Origin of the sequence: Litchfieldia sinesaloumensis (assembly GCF_900156865.1) — a bacterium.
Taxonomy (GTDB): domain Bacteria; phylum Bacillota; class Bacilli; order Bacillales; family Bacillaceae_L; genus Ferdinandcohnia; species Ferdinandcohnia sinesaloumensis.
Map to the genome: position 1 here is coordinate 1,811,347 of NZ_LT732529.1, position 26,183 is coordinate 1,837,529.

Annotated in this window: 28 protein-coding genes; 1 reads left to right on the plus strand and 27 read right to left on the minus strand. The window is 37.8% G+C overall.

Annotated features, from left to right (window positions below; all coding sequences use genetic code 11):
- Nucleotides 1-32: 32 nt before the first annotated feature.
- From panC to CZ490_RS09020, 8 genes are all read right to left on the minus strand, one after another.
- Nucleotides 33-878 (minus strand): pantoate--beta-alanine ligase, encoded by an 846-nt coding sequence (gene panC, locus CZ490_RS08980; RefSeq protein ID WP_077618571.1) that lies wholly within the window; start codon nt 876-878, stop codon nt 33-35.
- A gap of 2 nt (nt 879-880) precedes the next feature.
- Entirely contained in the window at nt 881-1,714 is an 834-nt protein-coding gene (gene panB, locus CZ490_RS08985) for a 3-methyl-2-oxobutanoate hydroxymethyltransferase (protein WP_077618572.1), read from the minus strand.
- Between the two features lie 315 nt (nt 1,715-2,029).
- On the minus strand, nt 2,030-3,028 hold the full coding sequence (locus CZ490_RS08995) for a biotin--[acetyl-CoA-carboxylase] ligase (protein ID WP_077618574.1): 999 nt from the start codon (nt 3,026-3,028) through the stop codon (nt 2,030-2,032).
- Nucleotides 3,001-4,185, minus strand: a complete 1,185-nt coding sequence (locus CZ490_RS09000) for a CCA tRNA nucleotidyltransferase (protein ID WP_077618575.1) — start codon at nt 4,183-4,185, stop codon at nt 3,001-3,003. The genes CZ490_RS08995 and CZ490_RS09000 overlap by 28 nt, the downstream gene beginning before the upstream one ends.
- A gap of 15 nt (nt 4,186-4,200) precedes the next feature.
- Nucleotides 4,201-5,334 carry an N-acetyl-alpha-D-glucosaminyl L-malate synthase BshA gene (gene bshA / locus CZ490_RS09005; RefSeq protein ID WP_077621011.1) on the minus strand — a complete coding sequence of 378 codons (1,134 nt, stop codon included), beginning with the start codon at nt 5,332-5,334 and terminating at the stop codon, nt 4,201-4,203.
- Between the two features lie 26 nt (nt 5,335-5,360).
- Nucleotides 5,361-5,780, minus strand: coding sequence for a methylglyoxal synthase (mgsA, locus tag CZ490_RS09010; RefSeq protein ID WP_077618576.1), 420 nt, complete (start codon nt 5,778-5,780; stop codon nt 5,361-5,363).
- Nucleotides 5,781-5,794: 14 nt separating this feature from the next.
- A complete protein-coding gene (gene dapB, locus CZ490_RS09015) occupies nt 5,795-6,595 on the minus strand; it encodes a 4-hydroxy-tetrahydrodipicolinate reductase (RefSeq protein ID WP_077618577.1) in 801 nt (266 codons plus the stop codon).
- A 12-nt stretch (nt 6,596-6,607) separates the two neighbouring features.
- Nucleotides 6,608-6,943, minus strand: a complete 336-nt coding sequence (locus CZ490_RS09020) for a nucleotide pyrophosphohydrolase (RefSeq protein WP_077618578.1) — start codon at nt 6,941-6,943, stop codon at nt 6,608-6,610.
- A gap of 148 nt (nt 6,944-7,091) precedes the next feature.
- On the opposite strand from CZ490_RS09020, the gene CZ490_RS09025 reads away from it, so the two are divergent.
- Nucleotides 7,092-7,958 (plus strand): YitT family protein, encoded by an 867-nt coding sequence (locus CZ490_RS09025; protein WP_077618579.1) that lies wholly within the window; start codon nt 7,092-7,094, stop codon nt 7,956-7,958.
- Between the two features lie 113 nt (nt 7,959-8,071).
- Here CZ490_RS09025 and CZ490_RS09030 read toward each other — a convergent pair whose 3' ends face one another.
- The 19 genes from CZ490_RS09030 to trpE all read right to left on the minus strand — a co-directional run bounded on the left by CZ490_RS09030 (nt 8,072) and on the right by trpE (nt 26,127).
- Complete coding sequence (locus tag CZ490_RS09030) at nt 8,072-8,749, minus strand: zinc metallopeptidase (RefSeq protein ID WP_077618580.1); 678 nt, start codon at nt 8,747-8,749, stop codon at nt 8,072-8,074.
- 109 nt (nt 8,750-8,858) lie between these two features.
- The gene (gene ypjB / locus CZ490_RS09035; RefSeq protein ID WP_142255358.1) at nt 8,859-9,659 is read right to left on the minus strand and encodes a sporulation protein YpjB; all 801 of its coding nucleotides are present in this window, start codon (nt 9,657-9,659) and stop codon (nt 8,859-8,861) included.
- 197 nt (nt 9,660-9,856) lie between these two features.
- On the minus strand, nt 9,857-10,447 hold the full coding sequence (gene lhaT / locus CZ490_RS09045; RefSeq protein WP_077618583.1) for a lipoprotein heptaprenylglyceryl N-acetyltransferase LhaT: 591 nt from the start codon (nt 10,445-10,447) through the stop codon (nt 9,857-9,859).
- Nucleotides 10,448-10,548: 101 nt separating this feature from the next.
- Nucleotides 10,549-11,316 (minus strand): menaquinol-cytochrome c reductase cytochrome b/c subunit, encoded by a 768-nt coding sequence (locus CZ490_RS09050; RefSeq protein WP_077618584.1) that lies wholly within the window; start codon nt 11,314-11,316, stop codon nt 10,549-10,551.
- 154 nt (nt 11,317-11,470) lie between these two features.
- Nucleotides 11,471-12,145 (minus strand): menaquinol-cytochrome c reductase cytochrome b subunit, encoded by a 675-nt coding sequence (gene qcrB, locus CZ490_RS09055; protein ID WP_077618585.1) that lies wholly within the window; start codon nt 12,143-12,145, stop codon nt 11,471-11,473.
- A gap of 4 nt (nt 12,146-12,149) precedes the next feature.
- Complete coding sequence (locus tag CZ490_RS09060) at nt 12,150-12,659, minus strand: QcrA and Rieske domain-containing protein (RefSeq protein WP_077618586.1); 510 nt, start codon at nt 12,657-12,659, stop codon at nt 12,150-12,152.
- Between the two features lie 194 nt (nt 12,660-12,853).
- Nucleotides 12,854-13,312, minus strand: a complete 459-nt coding sequence (locus CZ490_RS09065; RefSeq protein ID WP_077618587.1) for a YpiF family protein — start codon at nt 13,310-13,312, stop codon at nt 12,854-12,856.
- Nucleotides 13,313-13,453: 141 nt separating this feature from the next.
- The gene (locus tag CZ490_RS09070; RefSeq protein ID WP_077618588.1) at nt 13,454-13,990 is read right to left on the minus strand and encodes a ReoY family proteolytic degradation factor; all 537 of its coding nucleotides are present in this window, start codon (nt 13,988-13,990) and stop codon (nt 13,454-13,456) included.
- 120 nt (nt 13,991-14,110) lie between these two features.
- The gene (locus CZ490_RS09075) at nt 14,111-15,364 is read right to left on the minus strand and encodes a tetratricopeptide repeat protein (protein WP_077618589.1); all 1,254 of its coding nucleotides are present in this window, start codon (nt 15,362-15,364) and stop codon (nt 14,111-14,113) included.
- Nucleotides 15,365-15,406: 42 nt separating this feature from the next.
- Nucleotides 15,407-16,327, minus strand: coding sequence for a hypothetical protein (locus tag CZ490_RS09080; protein WP_077618590.1), 921 nt, complete (start codon nt 16,325-16,327; stop codon nt 15,407-15,409).
- Nucleotides 16,328-16,449: 122 nt separating this feature from the next.
- Nucleotides 16,450-17,748: a 3-phosphoshikimate 1-carboxyvinyltransferase gene (aroA, locus tag CZ490_RS09085; RefSeq protein ID WP_077618591.1), complete on the minus strand. Its 1,299-nt coding sequence runs from the start codon at nt 17,746-17,748 to the stop codon at nt 16,450-16,452.
- 55 nt (nt 17,749-17,803) lie between these two features.
- Nucleotides 17,804-18,916 carry a prephenate dehydrogenase gene (locus CZ490_RS09090; protein ID WP_077618592.1) on the minus strand — a complete coding sequence of 371 codons (1,113 nt, stop codon included), beginning with the start codon at nt 18,914-18,916 and terminating at the stop codon, nt 17,804-17,806.
- Nucleotides 18,917-19,086: 170 nt separating this feature from the next.
- Nucleotides 19,087-20,184 carry a histidinol-phosphate transaminase gene (gene hisC / locus CZ490_RS09095; protein ID WP_077618593.1) on the minus strand — a complete coding sequence of 366 codons (1,098 nt, stop codon included), beginning with the start codon at nt 20,182-20,184 and terminating at the stop codon, nt 19,087-19,089.
- A gap of 16 nt (nt 20,185-20,200) precedes the next feature.
- Nucleotides 20,201-21,010, minus strand: coding sequence for a tryptophan synthase subunit alpha (trpA, locus tag CZ490_RS09100; RefSeq protein ID WP_077618594.1), 810 nt, complete (start codon nt 21,008-21,010; stop codon nt 20,201-20,203).
- Nucleotides 20,973-22,205, minus strand: a complete 1,233-nt coding sequence (gene trpB / locus CZ490_RS09105; RefSeq protein ID WP_077618595.1) for a tryptophan synthase subunit beta — start codon at nt 22,203-22,205, stop codon at nt 20,973-20,975. Before trpB ends, trpA begins: the two co-directional genes overlap by 38 nt.
- Nucleotides 22,189-22,842 carry a phosphoribosylanthranilate isomerase gene (locus tag CZ490_RS09110; protein ID WP_077618596.1) on the minus strand — a complete coding sequence of 218 codons (654 nt, stop codon included), beginning with the start codon at nt 22,840-22,842 and terminating at the stop codon, nt 22,189-22,191. The genes trpB and CZ490_RS09110 overlap by 17 nt, the downstream gene beginning before the upstream one ends.
- Nucleotides 22,823-23,602 (minus strand): indole-3-glycerol phosphate synthase TrpC, encoded by a 780-nt coding sequence (gene trpC, locus CZ490_RS09115; RefSeq protein ID WP_077618597.1) that lies wholly within the window; start codon nt 23,600-23,602, stop codon nt 22,823-22,825. Before trpC ends, CZ490_RS09110 begins: the two co-directional genes overlap by 20 nt.
- Nucleotides 23,592-24,617, minus strand: coding sequence for an anthranilate phosphoribosyltransferase (gene trpD, locus CZ490_RS09120; protein WP_077618598.1), 1,026 nt, complete (start codon nt 24,615-24,617; stop codon nt 23,592-23,594). Before trpD ends, trpC begins: the two co-directional genes overlap by 11 nt.
- Nucleotides 24,610-26,127, minus strand: coding sequence for an anthranilate synthase component I (trpE, locus tag CZ490_RS09125; RefSeq protein ID WP_077618599.1), 1,518 nt, complete (start codon nt 26,125-26,127; stop codon nt 24,610-24,612). Before trpE ends, trpD begins: the two co-directional genes overlap by 8 nt.
- Nucleotides 26,128-26,183: the final 56 nt, after the last annotated feature.

The window sequence follows — 26,183 nt, forward strand, 5'->3', positions numbered from 1 at the left end:
CCCCCTATAATCTGTAAGATTCAATAAAATATCTATACATCAAAAGTAATATTATCAATAAGTCTAACTTTTGTAAACTTGACTGCAATTGCAATAATGATTTTTCCAGTTAGCTCAGATAGTTCTTCAAGCTCTGGATAACGATACATTTCAACGTAATCGATTGTTCCTGATGTATGAGTTGTAATATGCGCTTGGATAAGGTCTTCAATCACTTTTGGGTTCCGTTGACCTTCGTCTATCTTTTGCTTTGCCATTTGAAGGCTTTCAAATAATCTTGGAGCTTCCGCTCGCTCTTTAGCGGTTAAGTTAATATTACGTGAGCTTTTCGCCAACCCATCCTCTTCTCGAACAATCTCAACCGGCACTAGGGTGATTGGAAAATTAAAGTCAGTTATTAGACCATCGACAACTGCAACTTGTTGAGCATCCTTCAATCCGAAGTATGCTCGGTCTGGTTGTACGATATTAAATAATTTAACAAGAACTGTTGCAACACCATCAAAATGTCCATTTCGTTGTCTCCCACACAGTACATCAATTCTTGAGTGAACATTGGCAGTCACCGACATTTTGTTGGGATACATTTCTTCAGTAGATGGGTGGAACACTACATCTACCCCATTATTTTCCGCAAGCATAAAATCTCGATTAAAATCTCTTGGATAAGAGTCAAAATCTTCGTTTGGACCAAATTGAAGTGGGTTCACGAAAATACTTACAGCTAAAACATCATTTTCGTTTCTAGCCTTATTCATTAACGTCAAGTGACCTTCATGAAGATACCCCATCGTTGGTACAAACCCAATTGTTTTACCTTCATTCTTTTGATTCTTAATGTATTTCTGCATTTCCTTAATCGATGTGATGACCTTCATTTTTATTTTCCCCCGTAAAGTCCAGCAAGTTCTTCTTCTTTCATCGTATATGAATGCTTTTCCTCGGGAAAGGCACGAGTTTTCACATCAGTTACATACGTTGAAAGTCCCTTTACGATTGGTTCATTCACAGATGCATACTGTTTAACAAACTTAGGAACACGGTCTACACCAAATGAAACGACGTCATGGAAGACAAGAACCTGTCCGTCTGTATGGTTACCAGCACCAATACCAATTGTAGGGATTGAAATATTTTTTGTGACCTCTTCTCCCAACTGTTTCGGCACACATTCTAATACTAAAGCGATTGCCCCTGCTTCCTCCACTTTTTTCGCATCCTCAATAAGCTGTCTTGCACTATCAGCATCTTTCCCTTGTACCTTATAACCACCTAAGACTCCAACAGTTTGCGGCGTTAACCCTAAATGTCCAACAACTGGTACCCCAGCATCTGTTAGAGATGCAATTGTATATATAACATCCTTTGCTCCTTCGACTTTAACAGCATTTGCACCCGATTCTTGCATAATTCGAGCGGCATTTGTTAAGGCTTGGGTGCGAGAGACATGGTAAGACATAAACGGCAAATCCGTCACAACAAACGTATTCTTGGCACCACGTTTTACGGCTTTTGTGTGATGAATCATATCATCCACTGTCACTGGAATCGTAGAATCATAGCCTAATACCACCATTCCTAGTGAATCACCGACAAGAATCATATCAACCCCCGACTCCTCTGCCAGTTTTGCAGTTGGATAATCATAGGCCGTTAACATAACGATTGGTTCCTTACTTTTTTTCATTTTCATGAAATCCGTTGTTTGTTTCATCCTTTTTCCTCCTTTTGGCTTTTAAACTCACCTTTACCAGGCTTTTTCTTGAGTTTTCCTAAAGAGGAGATGAAAGACCGATTCGTGGTTTGTTTTTCATAAATAAAGTAAAAAATCCCTCTTTCTATACAGAGAGAAAGAAGGATTAAAACATAAATGAGTTCGGCAAATTTCATCCCTCTGTCCCAGTCCATTGGATCAAGGCAGAATATAATTGTAAAAAACATAGGTAAAAATGTAGTGCATGGTGTAGTTCCAAAATGGATACCACCCATTACATTGAATTATATAAAAAATTCAATCTTATTTCTACATTTAATTTTTAGGCAGTTCAATATCCGCAGAATAAATATGATGTAATTGTCCTGTTGCATCCTCTAGAAGCAACACACCTTCTTCATTTATTCCAATTGCCTTCCCTTCCATCGAGCCTGAAATAGTTCTAGCAATGATTTGTTTTCCGATACTTGTCGCATAGCTTTCCCATAATAGTTTTACAACCTTAAAACCATGCTTTAAATATTCTTTATATAGCTTTTCGATTTTCAATAGAATTACCTGAATTAATTTTGCCCTGTCCACTTTTTCCCCTGTTTCAATCGCAAGTGAGCTAGCAATCGAATGTAAACTTTCAGGAAAATGGCTTAATTCCTGGTTCACATTAATGCCGATACCAATAATTACAGAATTGATACGATCGGTTTCTGCTTGAAGCTCTGTTAAAATACCTACGAGCTTCTTTTGATTTATTAGTATATCATTTGGCCATTTAATATCCGGCTCTAGACCTGTCACCTCTTGAATTGCTTGGACCACACCTACTGCCGCTAATAGCGTTAATTGTGGAGCTTGGGATGGTGGAATTTGCGGTCTCAAAATCATGCTCATCCAAATACCTGTATGTTTAGGCGAATACCAAGACCTGTCCAATCTCCCACGACCTGTTGTCTGTTCTTCAGCTACAACAAGCGTACCTTGTTCTGCTCCATCGTAAGCAAGACGATGTGCAATTTTTTGGGTTGAGGTAACCGTTTCTTCAAAATGAATATACCTACCCATAAATTCTGTCTCTAGTCCTAACTGTATTTCATTCCCACTTATTTTATCGGGCTTTGTTATAATTCGATATCCGAGTTTTCTAACAGCCTCTAGCTCATATCCTTCACTTCGCAAATCTTCAATATGCTTCCACACTGCAGTACGTGAGCAGCCCAGCTGATCACTTATTTTTTGCCCAGAGATAAACTCACCGTTAGCACTAGAGAAGACCTCCAACAATTTTTTTCTTATTTCGGATTGCAAGATAGAAGCCACTCCTTTATCATTTCCTGGTTATTTTCTACACTTTGTTCAAGAATGCCATTCTCAACTCTCTCAAAGGTCTCTGAGACCCATTTTCCTGGCTTTCTATCGTACCAACGTATTAAATCTGCACCGGTAATCATAATGTCAGAACGTTGTTTAATTGGTAGTTTATTGTACATTTCAGACAGCGATACTTCTTGGTATGTACCAAGAACACCCAAGACACGCTCCACTTGTTGGATACAATCTTTTCCACTATCATACAATAGCCGCTTATTCCATCCTTTTAATAGGATGGACTCCAAACATATCAAATTTTTTATGACCTGTTCAGTTATTTTATTAGGTAACTTCCATTGTCTTAGAAAACTCTTTATGTCTTGTTTGTCCAATAAATGACAAACTAGCGTCCAGTACTCAGATCTTCCTTTTAGTTGATTCCAGTTATATGTAGAAAAAGTTGCAAGACTTTTCGTTTCATTTTCAAATCCAGGTATGTATTGAACTAAATTTGTATCTACTAGAGTTGGAAAAGCTTCTTGGCAATTCGGCCCTGCTAGTATTTTTTCAAACTCAATTGTAATTCGCTCAACTGAAATTTTTTCTAATAGCTGTGCATTTTTTCTAATAGCTGACTGTGTGTCTTTACATAAGAAAAAGGATAATTGGCTTAAAAAACGAACAGCCCTCATCATCCTTAGTGCATCTTCACGAAAACGTTCGTTAGGGTCTCCTACTGTTTGGATTTTCTTCTCTTCAATCGCTTGCTTTCCATTAAATGGATCAATGATATCCCCATTAATTGTCATCGCAATCGCATTCATTGTAAAATCCCGTCTTTTAAGGTCTTCATGTAGTGATGTGACAAATTCTACATGTGAGGGTCTACGGTAATCCTCATACCCTTCCTCTGTCCGAAAAGTGGTCACTTCAAACTGCTCACCTTCATGTAATACAATCACTGTACCATGAACTGCTCCAACGTCTATTGTCTTAGGAAATACAGCCATTATTTGCCCTGGTAGTGCTGAGGTTGCAATATCGATATCGCCGATGGGCCGATCGAGGAGATGATCACGGACTGAACCACCCACAAAGTATGCTTCATATCCATTGTTATGTAGTTTCGTAAGAATTGCCTTCGCTTTTCTAAATGGTTCCTTCATCTCCATTATCCCCTATCAACGTTTATTCGAGAGAATAGAATAATATAAGTCCTCGTAATCATTAACAATTCGCTCTGAGTTAAACTTTAGTTGTACAGATTGAATCGCCTGTTTTGACATCGTTTTATGTAGTGTAGAATCGCTTAATAATTTAATTGCCTTGTTCGCAATATCAGGAATATCCCCAAGCTCACAAATAAAGCCATCCCTTCCTTCGTCAATTACCTCTGGAATGCCTCCGATATTTGTTCCAATTGTAGGAACCCCACAAGCCATGGCTTCAATAAGGACTAGGCCAAAGCTTTCTTTTTCAGATAATAGCAGACTTAAGTCACTTATGGAGTATAGTTCAGCAAGGTTCTCCTGCTTACCTAAGAGTAGTACTCGGTCCTCTATTCCCAATTCCTTTATTAGTTTACAGACAGTAGTTAACTCCGGACCATCTCCGACCAATAACAGTTTTGATTTTACTTTCTTTTGAATGAGTTCAAATGCTAGGACAACATCAGTGACACGCTTTACCTTTCGAAAATTCGAAACGTGAATGACGACTTTTTCATCCATTTCTATCCCATATTGCAGACGCAAATCCCTGACATCACGTTTGTAATAAATCTTCTCATCCACAAAATTATAAATAGTTTTGATCTCTTTTTTTGGCTCAATTAAATCGTAGGTTTGACTAACAAGTGATTGTGATACAGCTGTAACCGCATCTGATTGTTCAATTCCAAACCGAATCAAGTCTGTTAAAGACGGATCATAACCAAGAACCGTAATATCTGTTCCATGGAGGGTCGTTACAATTTTTACGTCCCCACCAACCATTTGCTTTGCCAGATAAGCACACGCTGCATGTGGAATAGCATAATGCACATGTAAAAGATCTAGCTTCTCCCGCTTTGTAACTTCAGCCATTTTACTTGCTAACGCTAGGTCATAAGGTGGATATTTGAAGACGGAATATTGATTGACTTCCACCTCATGGAAATAAATATTCGGATATATTTTATTAAGACGGAACGGAAGACTTGAAGAAATAAAATGAATTTCGTGTCCTTTTTCCGCTAGCAACTTCCCTAACTCTGTTGCTACGATACCCGAACCTCCAACTGAAGGGTAACAGGTAATCCCAATTTTTAGTTTCATTTTCGCATCTCCCATTATTGGTCCACTTATAAATTATTTCCTTCCTGTCTATCACGGATAATTTCACGCCATGAAATAAATCCTTGTTCTAATCCATGAATCAGAACCTCTGCAGTTCCCATATTTGTTGCTAATGGAACAGAGTACACATCACATAGTCTAATGAGTGCTGTAACATCTGGTTCATGTGGTTGAGCTGTAAGAGGATCCCTAAAAAAGATAACCATATCCATTAAATTATTTGCAATCATTGCACCAATTTCCTGGTCGCCACCTAATGGCCCAGATTGAAATCTGTGAATTTGGAGACCAGTAGCTTCACTAATGCGCGAGCCCGTTGTTCCTGTAGCAAATAATTCATGTCGTTCTAAAATACTTTTATAAGCCGTAGAAAATTGAACAAGATCTGTTTTCTTTTTGTCGTGAGCAATTAAAGCAATTTTCATAGTATCGTATCCCCTTATTCGATAATATTTTCTAATCCATATACTAAAACATCTAGGTTCATTACAGTGTCCACTGATAATTTCACACCAGACATGAAAGAAGCACGATTAAACGAGTCGTGGCGGATAGAAAGCATTTGACCATTGCCACCAAACATTACTTCTTGATGAGCTACTAACCCTGGCAGTCTTACGCTATGTATACGAATTCCATCGTACTCTGCACCACGGGCACCTTGAATTGTTTCTTTCTCATCAGGATGTCCTTGTTTCTTAGCTTCTCTAACTGTTGTTAAAAGCTCTGCGGTTTTTACAGCTGTCCCTGATGGAGCATCAAGTTTTTGATCATGGTGTAGCTCGATAATTTCGATATCTTGAAAATATTTAGCTGCCATTTGAGAGAACTTCATCATTAATACCGCTCCTACAGCAAAGTTAGGTGCAATAATAGCCCCAATTTTACGTTCCTCCGCTAGATTTGCCAATCGATCTAATTCTTCTTTAGTAAAACCTGTTGTTCCCACAACTGGGCGTACACCATGTTGTATAGCAACCTCAGTATGATATTTACCAGTTTCAGGTGTGGTCAAGTCAATCAACACATCTGGGTTTGTTTCTTTAAACGCTTCTCTAATATCCGTATAAATAGGAACATCTGCATTTGAAAAACCTTCAACCTCACTTAAGGTTTTTCCGTTATTTTTATGGTCAATTACGCCTACAAGGGAAAAATTCTCTGTTTCTTGTACAAGAGCAACAGCTTCCTTTCCCATTCTCCCTCTCGGCCCTGCGATTACAATTCTTATTGTCTTCATCTCGTTTCCTCCTCAGTTGTTTGTATCAATTCGAGTCCATCTGTCTTTATCTCTTGTATTAAATTTGTTCATAACTGTATTATGTGCGTCTTCAAGGTCAATGTTCAAGGAATTTGCAAGACAAATCAGAACAAACAACATGTCGCCTGTTTCTTCAGCAACCGTTTTTTGAGCTTCAGTCTCTTTCTTAGGTTTTTCACCGTGGTGGTGGTTCACTTCTCTGGCTAGTTCTCCTAATTCCTCAGTTAGTCTTGCTAGTAGTGCAAGAGGACTAAAATACCCTTCTTTAAATTGGCTTATGTATGCATCAACTTCCTGCTGAAGCTGTTTCATTGTTTTATCTGCCATATCTATCACCTCTTCATTTCTATTTCTTATGTTAGCTCAAATAATGGTATTTTGACAAACTTTTCTTTTACATGACATGATTTGTAAGTATTTTATCCATACTCTATAATAAGGTGGCAATAATTTCTATATTCGGGGGTAAATTACGTTGAAGTTATCAATTAAAAGTATCTTTTTTATTTTACTAGGTTCTGCAATTTTCTCTTTTGGGATTGTCCATTTTAATATGCAAAATAATCTTGCTGAGGGTGGATTCACCGGAATTACCCTATTGCTTTACTTTCTTTTTGAATTTGATCCATCCTACTCAAACTTAATTTTAAATATCCCACTGTTTATACTTGGATGGAAGCTACTTGGGCGTACTGCGTTCTATTATACACTTATCGGCACAATAAGTGTTTCCGTTTTCTTATGGATATTTCAACGGTATCAATTTGCAATTCCCCTTGATGGAGATTTAATGCTTGCAGCCTTGTTTGCGGGTGTTTTTATTGGAGTTGGGCTCGGAATTATCTTCCGCTATGGAGGTACAACTGGTGGAGTAGATATCATTGCTCGACTTGTCCGAAAGTACGTTGGTTGGTCGATGGGTAAGACTATGTTTTTATTCGATGCGGTTGTTATCACAGTCTCTCTCATATTTTATCTTTCACATAGAGAAGCCATGTACACATTGCTTGCCGTTTTTATTGGAGCAAGGGTGATTGATTTTATGCAGGAGGGTGCATATGCAGCAAGAGGTGCAATGATTATTTCTGAGCAAAATGATAAAATTGCAGAAAAAATCTTACATGAGATGGAACGTGGTGTCACAATATTAAAAGGTATGGGATCATACACAAAACAAGAGAAGCATATTTTATATTGTGTCGTGGGTAGAAGCGAGGTTGGCCGCTTAAAACAGGTTATCATTTCAGTAGACCCACATGCCTTTGTCTCTGTTAGTGATGTTCATGATGTACTAGGAGAAGGATTTACATTAGATGAAGAAAAAAAACCAATTGAAAGGTGAGAGATTAGCACCGTATTTACAGAAAAATTTGCTCATTGATATGAAGGTTTAAAACTCCCTTAAGTAAGCTGACAAAGAAAAACCAGTTATCTTTATCGATAACTGGTTTTTATCTATTCTTCTGAACGAGTCATTCCTGTGTACATTAAGATTAATCTTAATAGTTCAAGTACTGCTACTGCTGCTGCTGCCACATACGTTAGTGCCGCTGCGTTTAGAACCTTTTTCGTTTCACGCTCTTCATCGTTTCGGATAACACCTGCTGATACAATTTCATTCATTGCCCGTGACGAAGCATTAAATTCAACAGGTAGAGTTACTAACTGGAATAAAACTGCTGCCGCCATAAAGATAATTCCATATAGCATAAGGCTAGGTATTGTAAATATCATACCTGCAATGATTAAAATCCACGAAAAGTTTGAACCAATGTTAGCTACAGGAACTAACGCATGGCGGAAACGTAAAAATGCATAGTTTTGTTGATCCTGAATAGCATGCCCTACTTCATGGGCAGCTACTGCAGCACCCGCAACTGAGTTTCCGTAATAGTTTTCAGTTGAAAGTCGAACAACTTTTGATCTTGGGTCATAGTGGTCTGATAGCACACCAGGCGTTTCTTCGATTCTGACATCATACAAGCCATTTTGGTCAAGTATTCTTCTAGCTACTTCTGCACCTGACATACCTGATGAAGAAGGAATTTGTGAATACTTCTTATATGCGCTTTTCACTTTAATTTGCGCATAAATTGGAATGATAATGATCAAAGCAAAATATACAAGAATCATTCTTTAATCCTCCAAACTTTAATATACTTTAATTTTAGTGAGAGTCGTACGTAAAGTCAATTGTCTTGCTTACAAAAATCAAAAAAGAAAAAGTGGGTCTCACCCACCTCTACCGTTCCTCATAATCTCTTTGTTTCTGTCTTTTTTGTTTGTCGCCTTTATATTTTCTCCAACCGACGTAAATTAATGTGAGAATTATAGCACCTCCGGTGGAGATCATCACCCAAATAAGGGATGGATCGGCCTCATCCTCTTTCATACGCTCAAACAGGTTCTTAAGATCAAGTTCCATCTGATCAAGCTGTTGTATCCTAGTAGCTGTTTTTAGTTCTTCATTTCGATACTCATCTAAAAATGCAATATGTGAATCTATTTTTTGAACATCCACAGGTGTCATATCGACAGTAATGCTTGGATGAATCATATTATATTTTGATAGAAAGATAGTCAGGAGTTGATTAAAATTTTCGGTATCCCCTTCCTCTACCGTTTCTTTCATTTGACCAAATGTAGTCATGATTGAGTCTTCCAATTCCGTCCACATTGGCTGATGCTCGGATCTCATCGCGTCAATGACCAAACGAAATTGTGTCACTCGATTAATTCTCTCCTCAAAGCTAAGGGATGATGAATTAACAGCATCTAATGCTGTGTTATGAGTACTGGTGATAATACGTAGATCATCCATTGAAAATGATTGTTCCCTCTGACTCATTCGTAAAAATTCGTTAGAGAAATGTGTTAAAAATTGCTTAGCATCCTGGTATCTTTCTTGCTTCACCATTTGCAGGGCTTGATCGGAAATTTGATCAAGCTTATCCCAGTTTTCTTCGTTGGAGGCAGCTGCTATGGATATAGGATGGATCATAACTATAAAACAAATAATACATATCATTCTAGAAATTTTCATACTTGTCCCTCCTCAACATCTAGTAAAATGTATGATAGTTTGGACAAGAGTAGACCTACTTTTTATTTATATTAAGCAGAAGTATTTACTTCTGCTTAATATAAATAAAGCCTCCGGCGGATGCCACGATTTTTCAAAGGTGTTTTTCGAGCAGGCTCGAAAAAAAATCGGGCGCAAATACGCATATGCGTATTTGATTATAGTAGTTCTAATTTATACCGGTCTTTTTTAATACAAAGAAGATATGCGATTAGAATTGAGACGATACTCAACCAAAATGTAAAATAGCCGATTTGTGGTATATATTGATCCAAAACACTATATCTCGGCATCATAAAAAACACATAATCAATCACGTCATTATGTAAAGTCCATACAGCAGCAATAATTAAATGAATAGGCTTTATGCGATAATACGGGGCATAAAGCAATCCTTGAATCGCCATGCCTAAGTGAGACAGTATAAGCATGTATCCATAAATATCTAACCCATCAACAAAATAAGTAAGAATATTCATTACAACTGCCCAGATCCCATATTTAAAAAGAGTAACAATTGCGAGCGCTTCAATAAGAGGCCAATTTGTACGTAATAGAAACGCAATTAGCACAAAGCAAAAGAACAAGCTTGCTGTTGGACTATCCGGAACAAAGATTAAGTATTTTGGAGGTGTAACAGCTAACTGACTTTCATACCAAACATAGCCATAGATTGTTCCTGGAACATTTATGAGCAGAAGAATCAAAAGCACCCAACGTTGTCCCATTAAATAGGCAAACCATTTCATATATGTACCAACCTTCCATTTTTCTTACTTCAAGATTCTCTCACAGGGGTTGCTTTGTCAAGATTAAAAAAAGCTGACCCAAGAGTCAGCTTTTAGTTTGATTATTTAGAGGTTACACTTGAAATAAACTCTGCAAGTTTTTGTAATTCTTCGTCAGTTCCTTCGAATAAACCAGCAGGCATTTGCCCTTGACCATTCTTAGCGATGTCTTTAATTGCATCTGGTTCTAAACCATTATCAACTAAAGCTTTCCCTGCAGGTCCACCTTCTAGGCTACCTCCGTGACATCCGATACAACCTTTTTCTTGATAAAGCAAGTATCCTTCCGATTCTTTATCAATTTCTGCTTCTGCTACAATCTTAGAAGACTCAGCTCTTGCTTCCCAGTCTACTTGAGAAACAGATTCCCATGTTAAGTAAACTGTTGCAGCAATTGCTAATAGCATAAGACCAGTTGCAACTGGACGCTTTGCTGGTCTGCGCTCTGGACCACGATCTAGGAATGGAGCAAGTAAAAGTGCTCCAAAAGCAAGACCTGGAATTACGAGTGCACCAATTACAGTATAAGGTCCTGATGCATAAGAATACTTAAGCAATTGATATAAGAATAAGAAATACCAGTCTGGTAATGGAATATATCCTGCCGCAGTAGGGTCAGCGATTTTTTCCAAAGGTGATGGGTGTGCTGCTGTTAAACATAAAAAGCCCACTAGGAAAACAGAACCAACTAACCATTCTTTCAATAAGAAGTTTGGCCAGAACGCTTCTGTTTTTCCTGGATACTCGGAATAATCCTTGGGAATATGCTTTTTATTGCTCACAGGAACACGGGAGTCCCCAACAAATTTCATTCCTTTTCCGCGATGCATAATCGGTCCCCCTCCTTTTTAGAGAATTATCATTCAAAAGAGTTTGCACATATCTTTTCAAACAAGTTGAACAAATTCGAGTACTTTACCTCAAAGGTATTCATGTATGCTGTGCATTTAAAAGTCACTTACCATGAATGCACAGTCTTCAATCCTACAATGGACCTGAAATACCTTGACGGCGAATCATGATAAAGTGAGCAGCTAGTAAACCAAATAATGCTGCAGGTAAGAAGAATACATGAATCGCAAAGAAACGTGTTAGTGTTTGTGCACCAACAATTTCTGGATGTCCTGCTAATAGAGTCTTTAAATAAGGCCCTATAATAGGAGTAGCATCAACGATATCTAGTGTAACCTTTGTTGCGAATAACGCTTTCATGTCCCAAGGTAGTAGATACCCTGTTAAACCAAGTGCTAGCATAATAAAGAAAATTAAAACTCCAACAATCCAGTTAAGCTCACGAGGCTTTTTATATGCGCCTTGGAAAAATACACGAAGAGTATGTAAGAACATCATAACGATTACTAGACTTGCTCCCCAGTGATGCATTCCGCGGACAATTTGTCCAAACGCTACTTCATTTTGTAAATAATATACAGAATTCCACGCATTGATGATATCTGGCACGTAGTACATTGTTAAGAACATACCAGAAAGAACTTGGATGACGACGATAAAAAATGTTAGTCCTCCAAAGCAATAAACAAACGCACTAAAATGATGCGCTGGGTTTACATGCTCAGGAACCTCATGGTCCGCAATATCTGCCCAAAGAGGAGTAATATCAAGTCGTTCGTCAACCCAATCAAAAATCTTATTTAACATTTGATTACGCTCCTCCTCTTGGTTTCGCTTTTCCTAAATATAAATAACCATCTTTTACTTGACTTTCATAAACATCTAGTGGAGCCCTTGGTGGTGTACCAGGCACGTTTGTACCATCCTTTTCATATAAACCATAGTGACAAGGACAGAAGAAACGATTCGGGTTAGCTGGATCCTCAGCCCAAGATACTGCACACCCAAGATGCGTACATACTGGTGAAAGTGCTACGATGTCGCCGTTATCATTTTTAAATACCCATGCTGAAACTGAAACATCTGATTCATACCATGCATCAACTTGATTCACTTTGAAATCAAATTTTTGAGGCTCATTTGTAATCTTATCAACACTCACCACTTGTACCATGTCTTGATCTGCTGATGGCTGAAGTAATGGATCAACTGCAAAGCGGACCATTGGCATTAGCATCCCAGCTGCCATGAAACCACCTAAACCAGTTAGAGTATAGTTTAGAAATTGACGTCTTGAAACCCGTTGTTTATTCTCGCTCATTTTTTTCCCCCCTCTATGCTAAGCTAAGTCCACTCCGGACATAATTGTACACAATTAAAACTAGGACATTCTCATGATATATCAATATTTGGTGAAGGTCAATAATAGGATTTACCGAAACAATGGCAACTATGTGACTTTCTTAGGAAAAGTTAGGAATTTTTCATTATTATAGCCACATAATGTTGAAGAAATTATTTTTGCCAGATATTCGTAAATAATGTAACTAGTTGTTTCATCTGATCTTGTAGCATTGTTTGTTTATATTTTTCCTCAACATATTCTAGCGGTAATGTCGGTAGCCAAATAAGTGAGCCATTTAAATCTTGTTCTACTTGCTTCCAGCTGCTATCAGAAGTAATAAAAATGGTATGTTTCATTCCTCCATCACTAAATTCGCTTGTCCATTGATTCAAACGGGTTTTAGCCATTTGGAGTTCTTCACCAGTTGAATATGTAAAGGCCGGAAACAATATGATTCTTCCTTTAAACTGTCGTTCTACTTCATTTGAGAGGATGGTAATAAACTCTCCCATAGAAACTGTGTTTTTTAGGTTCCCTTCAAGCGAAACAGGAATTAGAGGAATAACAGCCGTGTCGACATATTCCTTCGCTTGTAAATATACGTCCATATCCTTTGTAACCCATTTCATTATGTAAGCTTCCTTTCCCATTGGCAATTTCTAACCCATCTATGTTCAGCTATTCTAGAGCTAAACTCCCAAACTACCATACCATATTTTGTACAAATAAAAAAGACTGACACGCTGTCAGCCTTAGAAAAGTAATATCTGTTATATTTGTTTAAGTTGCTCCGTTAGCCTCTTAAATTCTGTCTCGTCTTGTCTGTCGAGTGCCTCATCAATCCGTTTTAACAAATGTTCCTTCTGAAACATATGAATCGATTCCTCAAGAAACTTTTTAGCAAGCTCTTTATCTTGTTCATTCACCTGAAGATGTTTTGGCATATATGGGTTCTCTTCAAGAACAGCCACATAATTAGGAGAATGGAAGGAGGATCTGAAGTTCAGTTGGATATAGATTTCCTCATCTCTGTTTAAGCGAATATCATGAAAGGATTTTTCAGCATCCGTTGTCATGACATTTTCCTTATAAAAACGAAATGGTACATCATCTACACAATGAGTTGACATTATGATTCCTCGTGGACAGTATTGGGCTTGCTCTACAAAGTGTACATTTTTCATGAGCAGGTCATGGCTCATTAAATAGTTTAAAATCCAAACGCACTCTCTTCTCTTTAGCTGATAATTATTCAGAAACCAGCGAATGAAGTCTTTTTTCTCGTTGACAGATACAGGGGTAGTCATCGCATGCTTCCCTCCTCTGCTAGTATTGAGTATTAATGTACTGAATATACTTCAACATTCACATTAAAATATCCTTCAAAAGCATGTTAAAAAAAGTCCAGCGTTCACAAAACTTTACGATTATTCCTGTTCAGAAAGTAATTCCTCAATCTCGTACTTCATTGGGTCAAGCTTTAAGAGTTGCCTGAAAATATCAATCGCTTCTTGACGTTTACCGTCCTCCATTAAGAAATATCCAAACTCTTCTAAAAACTCTGGAGTTTCTTTAAAAGAAGTATATGCACGACGGTAATGGTTTAATGCATCCGAATATTGTTCTAATTTATTTTTTGCAAATGCAAGATCCCATTCAAATTGTTCATCAAACTCACCATAACTCATCACAGATTCAAGGGATTCCACAACATCCTCAAATCTCTCTTCACGAATCAAGTATTTTGAAAGCTGTAGAGTTGCTTCTACATAGCCTGGATCAATTGCTACAGCAGCCCGTAAGTATTTTTCCGCACTTTCTTTATCACCTAGCATCATTGAAAGTTTACCTGCGTTAAAGTTAAGTTCTTTATTTAACGAGTCTACCTCAAGTCCCTCCAATGATATCTTAAAACCTTCCTCGATCATACCTTCTTCTTCGTATGCTTTTGCAAGGTAAAGATAAAGAGAGCCGTAGTCCTGGTCAAGCTCTTTCAATCTAGTTAGGATTTCAATTGCTTTAGTAAAAAATTTAGCCTGAAAGGCAGTAACACCAAATCCAAATAGTGTATTACTATCTTCTTGTTTTTTGATGGCTTCTTCATAATAAGGAAGAGCCTCTTCAAACTTACCAATTGCACTAAAGCTTTCTGCTATTCGTGCATTCACATTTACACCTGCAATTTCATCGTTTTCTATTAGTACCTTCTCATAATAAGGAACGCTTTTCTTATATTCGCCGTGGCTTGAATACAATTCAGCTAAAGCAAAATCAATGATTGGTTCTTTATCTGTTTTTTCTTTTGCTAAAAGTAGCTTTTGTTCACTGACCTCGTGTAAACCCTGCATTTGGAATAAATCTGCTTGTAAAACAAGGGACTCCAAATAAACAGGATCATCTTCAGAAATCTGTTCCAATAACTGAATAGCCTCTTCTTCTTGATCAAGGTCAATCATCATTTCTGCTAAAAACACAAAAAGTTCACCTTCATCAGGGTAACGTGCTATTAATTCTTCTGCAATTTCCTTTGCATCCTCCACAAAGCCCCATTGATAATAGTTTTGAGCGATGGTGTACTTCTCATCATCAGTTGAGTATTCCCTGAGCTTTTTTATCGCTTTGAGACCTTCTTCAACTTTACCATCCTCAACAAGCTGTATAGCATCCTCTAATCTATTCATAAATGATTAACTCCTCTTACCTATCTCTCTTTTACCATTACATTACATCACATCGTAGGACGATACAAAAAAACCAGGCTTTTTTACTATACATTCATTTCCAAAGCCAGACCTGAAATATACTTTCTCGCCTACTTTAGTGAAATTCCCTTTATGCATGGTAATTGTCGGTATAAGATTATGATAATCGAGAGACGGCGTTTCATCAACTGAATAGCCTATAGAATCATGATCATATAGATTGTAATCCAATTCCCCTCCGACGCGTATATCCCCCTTATTCGGGTAAATTCCAATCTTTTTTAACATATCAATTGTCAGAGGCTCATCCTCATTCGGACGATCTACTATAGTAGGAATTCGATTTTCCTCCATAATTGTTTTCCAAATCTCATCTTTTCGCTTGCTGTTAAAAATCGCCTTTTCCTTTATTTTCCACTCAGGGATAATCGGTATTTGGTAGGAGTGGTAAGACTCCCTTATCCACCCCCACGGAATCTTATATAAGTCTTCCACCTTTTCTATCGTAACGATGATGACAGGTATCTTATTACGTCTACAGGTGACAAGGAATGGGGGCGTTAGGCTTTCAAGAGGAATACGAATCCCTAAATAATAGTCAATAGGGCTATTTAATAGATAATGCCTTGTATTTTTTAAAGTAGGAATAATTTCACGTTCGGTATTGACATCACTAATGACAAGCATGGTTGTACAGCCCTTCTTTAAGTAGTTCTCCGTTATTTCTGTTTTAAAGGATTGAAATGACTTTTTTTTCGAAAAAGTGTAGTTTACCATAACATGCCCTGGCGTTAATAAATAGTGTGACAAGTTCGTTTTCATAAAAGAAAGTCTTTTGAGGTTTTCTTGCATATAGTCGACACGTTTATTTTTAATTAGAATTGAACATGTGACAACTTTATTATTTTTCAAGACATTCGCTTTTTCTAATATATATGGCATCAAACCTCCCCTTTCAATACGAATCCCTTAAGACAAGCTATGCGATAAGTAGTGAATGTATGTTAGTTTTTATCCACATATGCAAAACCCCATGAAAACATAGTTTTCATGGGGTCTAATTATTAATTACCTTCAATTAACACATTAAGATGTTCAAAAAAACTTGGGTAAGAGACTGAAATTGATTCAGAATCCGTAAGGTTTACTTCACCGTTTGATATACAAGCAGCAACCGCAAGCATCATGCCAATTCGATGATCCCCGTGACTATGAACGTCGCCACCAGTTAATTGTTTCTTTTGACCTGAGATAATCATTCCGTCATCAGTCGGCTCAATGACAGCTCCTAGTTCTGAGAGTTCCCTAACGACTGTATCAATCCGGTTTGTTTCTTTTACCTTTAGCTCGCCAGCATCCTTAATGATCGTTTTTCCATCCGCTTGTGTTGCCAACAAGGCAATAACTGGGATTTCATCTATTAGTCGAGGAATAATATCGCCACCAATTTCGATTCCTTTTAAATTAGAAGTCTGTATGGTTAAGTCCGCAATCGGTTCATTATTTTCGACTCTTTCATTTTCGATTTCTAGACGTGCACCCATTTTTACCAAAACATCAATTATACCTGTTCTAGTTGGGTTCATTCCAACGTTTTTTAAAGTAATTCGACTATTTGGCACAATCGCTCCTGCAACAAGGAAAAATGCTGCAGATGAAATATCACCTGGGACCTGAATTGTTGTCCCTGTCAGTTTCTGGCCACCCTTAATCGTTACAGTTAGACCATTTTCTTCAACCTCAACACCAAAGGCACGCAGCATACGTTCAGTATGGTCTCTTGATTTATGGGGCTCTGTAACAGTTGTTGTACCTGTTGCATTTAAGCCCGCTAATAGGATAGAGGATTTTACTTGTGCACTAGCAACAGGTGATTGATAGTGAACTCCCTCTAAAGAGCCACCACGAATTGCGAGTGGTGTAAAATTCCCATCTTCTCTTCCATCGATTTTCGCGCCCATTTGTCGCAATGGTTCAGTAACCCGCTTCATTGGCCTTTTTGCGATTGATTCATCACCAATCATACATGAATGAATTGGAATACCAGAAAGAAGTCCTACCATTAATCTAGTAGTCGTTCCAGAATTTCCTGTATCTAGAACCTCAACAGGCTCACGCAGGCCATCAAATCCTACTCCTTCAATTTCAACATGATTATTATCTTGTGAAATTTTTACTCCTAATTTTTCAAAACAACTAATCGTACTTAAACAATCATCACCTAGTAAAAAATTATCCACAATCGTTTTCCCTTGTGCAATAGCACCCAGCATAATAGAACGATGGGATATTGATTTATCACCAGGAATATCAATCGATCCATTTAGTCCTGCAATATTTGTTTGTAGCTTTTGTGTATTCATAGTACCACTCCCTAATCAATTACGACCTTGGCGTTTGAAAATAAAAAAAATTAGGTCATCCATAAAATGTTTCATAATTCGTTTTGCTTTCAATACAAACCTTAGCTTTTCCACGGTCTTCTTCGCTTTGGAAGCTAATCCGTAACGCTCCATAGATTTCTTCTCTCGTCTCGATAATTCGAATATTGGTAATACTAATTCTTTCTCCTGCAAGAAGTCCAGTAATTTCTGAAACCACCCCAGGATAGTCTGGTATATCAACATATAAATCATAAAATGATGGAATTGCACCTTTTGTACGGTTTGGCAGCCCATCTCGGAAATTTTTGGCATCCATGAAATAGTTATAAATATCATCACCACTACCATTTGCCACATAATTTCGTATATATTCCATTTCGTCAATCCATTTATCAAAAAGGTCTAATAATACATTTCGATTTTGGATTAAAATATCTCTCCACATTGACGGATTACTAGAAGCGATTCTAGTAATATCACGAAATCCCCCTGCAGCTAAGGGACGAACTAACTCATTTTCATTGTCATACTTTTCAGCTTGATGAACTAAACTTGCCGCAACAATATGTGGAAAATGACTAATAACACCAGCAACACGATCATGTTCTTCAGGAGTCATAATCACAAAATTCGCTTTTGTACCACTCAATAGGCCTTTAAGTCGTTCGACACCATCCTTAGTGGACGATGTCTCTTCATGAGGCGTAAAGATATAAAAGGCATTTTCAAATAGATGTTCTTTTGCCGCAACTACCCCGCTTTTGTGAGATCCAGCCATTGGATGACCACCTATAAAAGTAACACCCAGATTACTAAAAATTGAGTCTGCAGTTTGAACAATTTGCTGCTTCGTACTACCTACATCAGTAACAATGACGTCCTCTTTAAGTTCATAGGAACTCAATTCGTGAATCATATCAACTGTTTGTTTGACAGGAACAGAAATAAAAATAAAATCACAAGTATGTATAACATCCTCTAACTTAACGACCACTTCGTCAATTACTTTTAAAGTTTTTGCGAGTGGCGGGATATCAGTATTTAGATCATAACCATAAATTGTAACATGAGGGTGTTCCTTTTTTATCGCAAGTGCAATTGAACCACCAATTAAACCAAGTCCAATTACTAAAACATTTCTTTCCATCTCATTTCACCACCGAATTTAGAAAAGCACAAGGCACATAGCTCTAGGCAACAAGAATTATGAGTAAAACCATCATTAACAGTTGTCTTAGACCTTTGAGCAAATGTCACCTTGCGCTAAACAATAGATCAAAAACACTTAATAGGGGTTGTGTTTGAACCCCCATAGTGTTAGTTCTTTTGATTTGATAGCATTTCTGTAAGTATTGCAATAAGTTCACTATTTTGATCCTCGGTACCAACTGTAATCCGTACGCTAGTTGGAAAACCAAGAGGATTACCTGAGCGAACAATAAAGCCACGCTCTAATAAATAGTGGAATACATTATCTCCAGGTTGTTCAAAGTCAATCAAAATGAAATTTCCAAACGATGGATAATAAGATAAATTGTTTTCCTCACAGAATCTATAAAATTGCTGTAAGCCTTGTTTATTTTTTTTAACATAAGAAGCAATGAAATCCTGGTCCTCTAATGCGGCGATTGCTGCTACCTGCCCAACTCGATTTGAATTAAACGGCTGCCTTACAGGTTCAATCTTATGAATAAAATCACGATTTCCAATTGCATAGCCGACGCGAAGTCCACCAAGTCCATATGCCTTCGAAAATGTTCTCAAAATAAGAAGGTTCGTATATTCATCTAGAAGCGCTACCGTGTTTGGATAATCTTTTTCATCGGCAGCGAACTCATAATATGCCTCATCCATTACGATTAAGACATGCTTTGGAACTCGTTTTAAGAAATGATGAAGACTATTAGAATCAACATACACTCCTGATGGATTGTTTGGAGAACAAACCCAAATAATTTCAGTATTTTCATCTATTCTCTGAAGCATTCCTTCAAGGTCATGATGTCCATCTATTAAATCTACTTCACGAACCTCCGCCCCCTCAATAACAGCATTATGCTTATACTGAGAGAATGAAGGATTGGCCATAACTGTGTTCTTACCAGGGGCCAGCAAGGCAGTTGTAATAATGTGAATGACGTCATCTGATCCATTTCCAAAAAGAAGTTGTGATCCATCCACACCTAAATGCTTTGCAAGCTTTTCCCGAAGCTCTGTAGCATAACCATCAGGGTATATCGCGAATGAATTTAGGCTGTTTTTCACTGCTTCTTTCGCTTTCTCTGAGCATCCATAAGGATTTTCATTTGATGCTAGTTTTACAATTTTTTCTAGTCCATATTCCTTTTTTACTTCCTCTATCGGTTTTCCTGGTTGATATGGTTTTAAATCCAATAGCTGTTCTTTGACATTCATCTGAAGCTACACCTCTTTATTTATTGATAGGATGCAATACATCACTAATGAAATTCTTAAAATGACATAAGGCGGTAGCTCTTGTTTCTTCATCCACTAATTCCGGTAGGTATTCTTCAATTTTTTGAATTAGGGCACTTCCCATAATTACACCATCACAGTGGTCTTTAAGTGCTTCTACTTGAGAGGAATTAGAGATACCAAACCCGACTGCTACCGGTATATTGCTATACCGTTTTACCTCTTGTAGAAATGAGTATACCTCTTTATTTAACGAATTTCGAACACCTGTAACACCGAGGGATGAAACGCAATATAAAAACCCTTGTGCATGTGTGGCAATCTTTTCAATTCGACTTGAAGATGTTGGAGCAACTAAGGAGATAAATTTTAATCCCTCGTTCTCACATTTCCTTCTTAGGTTTTCACTTTCTTCAAAGGGAAGGTCGGGAATGAGTAAACCGTCTATACCATTTTGTCGCGCTAAAGCGAAAAAGTTTTCTTCTCCTAATTGTAGCACAGGATTGTAATAGGTAAAGATAATTACAGGAATTTTTAGTCCTTTTTTTCTCATTATTGAAACAAGATTCATAGAATTCTTGAGTGTTACCCCATTTTTCAAAGCACGAGCGGAAGCTCTTTGAATAACAGGTCCATCAGCTAAAGGGTCAGAATACGGTATTCCTAGTTCTAGGATAGAAGCCCCTGCTTCTTGTAAGGAAAGCGCGATTTCTATTGTTACGTCAGGATGTGGGTCACCTGATACAATAAATGGGATAAATAGTTTATCAGTTTTGGGTAATCGGTTCGTAAACGTTGTGTTCATTTTTAGCTCCCCCTTCTTCTAAATGCGTCATTAGTGAATGAACATCTTTATCACCACGACCAGACAAGCATACTAGGATTGACTCCTCTGGTGACATTTCTTTGGCCATTTGAATTGCTTTTGCCATCGCATGTGCAGACTCAATCGCTGGAATTATCCCTTCAACCCGTGTTAGCATCTGTAACGCATCAAGGGCCTCTTTATCTGTAACACCCACATAGTTTACTCTTCCATTATTTGCAAGATAGGCATGTTCAGGTCCAACACCCGGGTAGTCAAGGCCTGCTGAAATAGAATAAGGTTCTGTAATCTGACCATGTTCGTCTTGCAGAAGATAGGTTAATGAACCATGGATGATTCCTCTTGTTCCCTTTGTAATTGTTGCAGCATGCAAGGATGTATCAACACCCTTCCCTGCTGCCTCTACCCCAACTAAACGGACGTCGTCATTTAAAAATGGATAGAACATACCCATTGCATTGCTTCCCCCACCTACACAGGCAACAATTGCAGAAGGTAGCTGACTTTCTGCTTTCAAGAATTGATCTCTTGCTTCATCACCAATAATTCGTTGAAAATCACGAACCATTTTCGGATATGGATGTGGTCCAACCACCGACCCAATCATATAATAGTGATCTTCACAATTTTGAACCCAGTATCGGATTGCCTCGTTCGTGGCATCCTTTAATGTTTGATTCCCACTAGTAGCAGGGATAACCTCGGCACCTAAAAGCTCCATTCGAAATACATTCAGCTTTTGTCTCTCGATATCCTCAACTCCCATAAACACCTTACATTCCAGTCCGAACTTTGCAGCTACTGTAGCAGCTGCTACCCCGTGCTGTCCTGCACCAGTTTCAGCGATGATCTTTTTCTTTCCCATTCTCTTTGCAAGGAGAGCTTGGCCAATCGCATTGTTGATTTTGTGTGCACCTGTATGGTTTAAATCCTCACGTTTTAAGAAGATTTTCGCTCCGCCTAACTCTTTCGTTAAGTGATCAGCATATGTAAGTGCTGTAGGTCGACCTGAATACTCTTTTAAAATACGAATATATTCATTATGAAATTGTTCATCTTGATATGCTTCTGCTAATGCCTTTTCTATTTCTTCTAATGGTTTCATTAATGTTTCTGGTACAAATTTTCCGCCAAAATCTCCAAATCTACCATTACCATTAGGTACGTTCAACATATTCATCCACCCGTTTCTGTATAGTGTGTATAATTGTCTGGTCTTTTTTTCCTTGGTGTTCAATACCGCTTGAAACATCAAAACCATCGATATTGTAACTTAGGAGCCGTTCAATATTTTTAGAGTCGATTCCTCCAGCAATAAAGCAAGGTACTCCTTGACTCCTCGCTTCCTGGTGGTATAGTGGAATAGCCTCCCAATTAAAAGAAACTCCAGAGCCACCCCACATATTTGCTACCTTTGTATCAACCACATACCCATCAACAATACCTGCAAATTCCTTCATTGTTTCCAAAGCTTGATCAGCATGATGGATAACCTTCCATACGTTCTTCATTGTTCGTTTTTTAACCTGTTTAATATAATCTACCGACTCTGTTCCATGGCATTGAATGATGGCTAGTGGAACGATTTCTAATACGGTTTCTATTTCTTCAAAGTTTGCATTAACAAAGATTCCTACCGTTTGTTTGCCATGTAAATCCACTTCTTGTAGCCATTGTTTCACTTCATCTGGATTAACTTTTCGTTTACTGTTAGCAAAAATAAACCCTATATAATCGGCTCTACTTTGGGAAACGACCTGTACATCCTCGCATGATTTATTTCCACAATATTTAATAAGTGGACGTTGCATTTGGAACCTCTCCAAACATTTGCTTTATTCCAATTCCAGGGGACTCTGCTCGCATGAATGCTTCTCCTATTAGAGCAGCATTTGCACCATATTTGATGATATCCTTAATATCCTGCGGAGTATGAATACCACTTTCACTTACAACTAGACTTTCGGAAGGAGCTTCCTTGGCAATCTCTTCTGTATGAATAATTGATGTCTCGAACACCTGTAAGTTCCGATTGTTAATACCCAGTATTTTAGGAGTAAATAGCTTACATACTTTTTCCAATATCTCTCGTGAATGTACTTCAACTAGACACTCCAAGCCTCGTTCATATGCCTCACAATAATATTCATGTAATTGGATAGGGTCTAACGCCTCACCAATTAATAAAATCGCATCCGCTCCGATCCTTTCACTCTGTACAATTTGCTTTGCATCAATGATAAAATCTTTACGCAGAACAGGAATGCTGACATTTTGTTTTATGTCCATTAGATATTCCATCGATCCTTGAAAAAAATTTTCATCTGTCAGTACAGAAATGGCATCCGCTTGTGCTTCCTCATATTCAGTTGCAATTGAAACAGGCTGAAAATCCTCACGTATGATTCCCTTTGAAGGTGAAGCCTTTTTCACTTCGGCAATAATCCCAAGCAAACGGTTCGGGCTAGTAAGAGCGTTGTATAAAGACTTACGTTCTACCTGACCATTTACTTCCGGGTATTGAATATTTGAAACTTCTATTTTCTTTTGCTCTAAAATTTTATTTAGCATGATACTCTACCTCACGATTTCTTAGTTGTTCAAAATGGCTTCTAGTTATCCCCATTACCATTGCTTCCCTAGCTAAATCTACACCTTCGCGAATACTGTTAACCTTTCCTGAAATATAAATAGCTGCTCCTGCATTTAGTAAAACAATATTCGTTGCACTCTGATTAGCCTTACCATATAAAACATCTCGTAGCAGGTTGGCACTTTCCAAAACAGAAGAAACTTGGATATCTTCCATATTTCCGCGTGGAAGGTCTACATCTTCAGGTGATAAAACAAATCTTCTAATCTCACCATCTTTTAATTCGACAATATCTGTTTCAGTTGTGATACTACATTCATCGAGTCCATCTCGCCCTGACACAAATAATACGTGATCTGAGCCAAGCTTTTGAAGTGCATGTGCCATCTTTTCTGCATACTCGGTTGAATACACACCCAAGACTTGTTTTTTGCACCTAGCTGGATTTGCCATTGGCCCTAAGAGGTTAAAAATCGTCCGAAAGCCGATTTCTTTTCTCGGCGTTACTGCATGCTTCATTGCTGCATGATAGATCGGTGCGAATAAGAAGCTCATATTTCGTTTATTTAACGCTTCCTTTGCTTCTTCTTGAGTTGATTGTATTTCCACACCTAAGTATTCCAAGACGTCAGCACTACCACTTTTTGAAGAAACCGCACGATTTCCATGCTTCGCAACCTTAATTCCCAAGGAAGACACGACAATCGCTGATGCAGTGGAAATATTAAAAGTCGAAGCACCATCTCCACCAGTTCCACATGTATCAATCACTTGTTCACTCTCATAATCTAGCTGCATCATATGGTCTCTCATTGCTCTTGCAAAACCGGTAATCTCATCGACCGTTTCTCCTCGGAATCGGAGGATTGATAGGAGACTAGCAATTTGACTTGCAGTAGCATTACCCGACATGATTTCATCCATCACTTGATAACTTTCTTCTTCTGTTAGAAGTGCACCATTTATACATTTATTTAAAAGTTGTTTAAACATGAATATCCTCCTTGTCGAAAGCTTCTTGTGCTAATTGAATGGTTTGAATTAATGCACTTGCCTTATTTACTGTTTCCATCCACTCATGCTCGGGAATAGAATCAGCAACGATACCTGCCCCTGCCTGAACATAAGCAATACCATCCTTAATAATTGCTGTTCGGATTGTAATACAAGAATCAATATTTCCATCAAACCCAATATAAGCAACAGTTCCCGCATATAAATTTCTTGCTGTTGGTTCAAGCTCAGAAATAATTTGCATGGCACGTATTTTGGGAGCACCTGATACTGTACCTGCTGGAAATGCAGCAAGTAACGCATCTAACGGGTCAATGTTCTCACCCAATTCACCTGTAACCTTCGATATTAGATGCATCACATGGGAGAAACGTCCAACTTCCATTAATACTGGTGTTTTTACAGAGCCAAATGTAGAAACCCTACCAATATCATTTCTTGCTAGGTCAACCAGCATATAGTGCTCTGCTTTTTCCTTTTCGTCCTGAAGCAATTCAGTTGCAAGCGCATCATCTTCTTCCTTAGACTTCCCTCTGCGTCTTGTGCCTGCAATTGGATGAATCTCTAGGTGTTTGTGGTGAATTTTAATTAACCGTTCAGGCGAGCTTCCTACAATCTCAATGTCATTTATTTTGATATAAAATAAATAAGGTGATGGATTTACCATCCGTAAAACGCGGTATAACTGGAACCCACTTACAGAGACCGGAATCTCAAAGCGCTGTGACAACACAGCCTGAAAGATATCTCCTGCGGTGATATATTCCTTAATTTTATCTACCGCATTAAGGAAATCCTGTCTCTCAAAGTTGGTTTTGATATCTGATACGTTTGGAATTTCATTTAATTTTGGAAGTAAAAGCATTTCACTCTGTTCTTTGTTTTGAATAATTCTCGATAAATACATATTAATTTTTGAATTGGCATGTTCAAATACAGCTTTTTTAATACGGTCATCCTCATCACCGTTCAGACGAATAAAATGGACGACAATCAATTCACGTGAATGATGATCTAAAGCTAAAATTGTTTCACAAAAGAAAAATTGGTAGCGCTCCATGTTTAAATCATTATTTTGATGCTCCTCGACCTTCTCGAAAGTGGATATGGCATCATAGCCAATATAACCAACTGCCCCGCCATAAAAAGGTATTTCAATATCAAGCGGCTTTAAAACAAGATACTCCTTAATCCAATTAAAGGCATCTTTTATGGTTTGCATTTTTGCCATGCTTTGCTGGTTTTCGTTCTTCACATAGAATTGGCCCTTGTTTTCATCTATAAATAGAAATGGCTTCAAACCAATAAATGAATAACGTGACCAATCTGATTCATGATCCTTACTTTCTAATAGAAAAGATGCTTCATTTTTTAAATTTTGGAAAATTTGAATAGGTGTTAACGTATCAACTAAGAAACGTTTAACAATCGGTATTGTCCTATAGTCCTTTGCATCGGACGCAAACGAGGAAAAATCATAATTATTCAATTGGCTCACTCCTCCATGTTATATGGAGAATGAGGATTTAGGAGGTGTGTTGTAAG